The organism is Mycobacterium sp. TH-M103 (assembly GCF_057473785.1).
On sequence record NZ_JBYCLG010000048.1, the window covers coordinates 1 to 1,972 of the forward strand.

Below are 1,972 nucleotides of genomic sequence, written 5' to 3' on the forward strand. Positions count from 1 at the left end.
AGGTCGCGCAGGCCATCGAGCCGCCGCTGTTGGACGCCGGCGGGCACATCGTCAAACGGTTGGGCGACGGGCTGATGGCGGTGTTCGGCGACCCGACCGTCGCCGTGCGGGCCGCGCTGGCCGCCGAAAAGGCCCTGCGATCGGTCGAGGTGGCCGGCCACACTCCGCGGATGCGGGTGGGTATTCACACCGGACGCCCGACCCGGATGGCCTCCGACTGGCTCGGCGTCGACGTCAACATCGCGGCCCGAGTTATGGAACGGGCCACCAAAGGTGGAATCATGGTGTCCGGTTCGACGTTGGACGTGATACCGCAGAGCGAACTGGACGCCTTGGGCGTCTTTGCAAAACGAGCACGTAAACCCATGTTTGCGCCCCAGCCCGCCGGGCTGCCCGCAGACTTGGCAATCTATCGCCTCAAGGCCAGTAGGGAGTTGGCAGTCTCCGATGACAGCGACGAAGCCGAATCACAGGCATAGTAGGTGTCGATGATCTACGGCATCTTGTCCCGGCTCGGCCGGATCCGGTTCACCATCGGCTACGTGGGAGTGCTGCTGACCGTCAGTTCCGCGCTGATCGTTCTGGGCCCCCAGGCGCGCGACATCATCATTCAGCGCGCCAGCACCAACCTGCACAATCTGGCCCACGGGCACCTGGGCACCCTGCTCGGCAGCGCGTTGGTCGTCGATGCGGGTCCGCTGTATTTCTGGCTGCCCTTCCTGACGTGCATGCTCGTGCTGGCCGAACTGCACCTGCGCACCATCCGGCTGGTCGTGGCGTTCGTGGTGGGCCATATCGGTGCGACGCTGCTGGTCGCCGCCGCGCTTGCCGCGGCCGTCGAACTGCGCTGGCTGCCGTTGTCGGTCACCCGGGCCAGTGACGTCGGCATGAGTTACGGTGCCCTCGCGGTCCTCGGGGCGATGACCGCGGTGATTCCCCGGCGCTGGCGGATGGCGTGGATCGGCTGGTGGGTGGCCGCGGGCATCGCCTCGGCGATCGTCGGTGGCGACTTCACCGATGCCGGCCACACCGTCGCCGTCATCCTCGGTGTGCTGGTGTCCTCCCGGTTCCGCCAACCGATCTACTGGACCCCGCTGCGCCGCATGATGCTGGTCGCGTCGACGGGCTTCGGGTTCCTGCTGCTGGCCCACCACTGGGCCACGATGGCTGCGGCGCCGGTCTTGGGTGTGCTGGGTGCGGTGCTGGCCTACAAGCTCGACCAGATGGTCACGGCGCGCAGGGCGGTGCTGGTTCCGGCAGCCGACGTCCCGCAGCCGGTTGCGTCCGGATAGCCTGCCCGCCCCGGCCGCGCGCCGCGCAACTCCAAGGGTCCCCGACCCCATCGCCTATGATCGGCACTCGGCCGGTGCCGCGCGCGGGCCGGAATAATTGGGGCGCGCCCGGCGACGATGCGGGCAACCGGACAGCCATGAGCAAGGAGTGTGTCGCCGCGTGGGTGAGCAACCCGTCGACCTGTCGCCGGAAGCGTTGGCCAAGGCGGTCACCGCCGCCCGGGAGGCCATCGCAGGCGCGGGCGACCTCGACGCGCTGGCCCGCGTCAAGACCGAACACCTCGGTGACCGTTCGCCGTTGGCGCTGGCCCGCCAGGCGCTGGCCGCCGTGCCCAAGGAGGAGCGCGCCGACGCCGGCAAGCGCGTCAACACCGCGCGCGGCGAGGCCCAGCGCAGCTACGACGACCGGCTGGCGGCGCTGCGGGCCGAGCGGGACGCGGCCGTATTGGTCGCTGAGGCCATCGACGTCACCCTGCCGTCGACGCGACAGCCGCCCGGCGCCCGGCATCCGATCACGATCCTGGCCGAGCACATCGCCGACACCTTCGTCGCCATGGGCTGGGAGGTGGCGGAGGGCCCGGAAGTCGAAACCGAGCAGTTCAACTTCGACGCCCTCAACTTCCCGGCCGACCACCCCGCCCGCAGCGAGCAGGACACCTTCTACATCGCGCCGGAGAACT

The 1,972-nt window shown here is 69.6% G+C and carries 3 protein-coding genes; all 3 read left to right on the plus strand.

The features are described from left to right. Positions 1–479, plus strand: a 479-nt coding sequence (locus tag AC2VOR_RS02175) for an adenylate/guanylate cyclase domain-containing protein (protein ID WP_486963122.1), incomplete at its 5' end; no start/stop codon positions are given. Positions 480–488: 9 nt separating this feature from the next. Further along, positions 489–1,292 (plus strand): rhomboid-like protein, encoded by an 804-nt coding sequence (locus AC2VOR_RS02180; protein ID WP_486963123.1) that lies wholly within the window; start codon positions 489–491, stop codon positions 1,290–1,292. 160 nt (positions 1,293–1,452) lie between these two features. Beyond that, a partial coding sequence (locus tag AC2VOR_RS02185; RefSeq protein WP_486963124.1) for a tRNA ligase subunit PheS family protein occupies positions 1,453–1,972 on the plus strand: 520 nt, incomplete at its 3' end.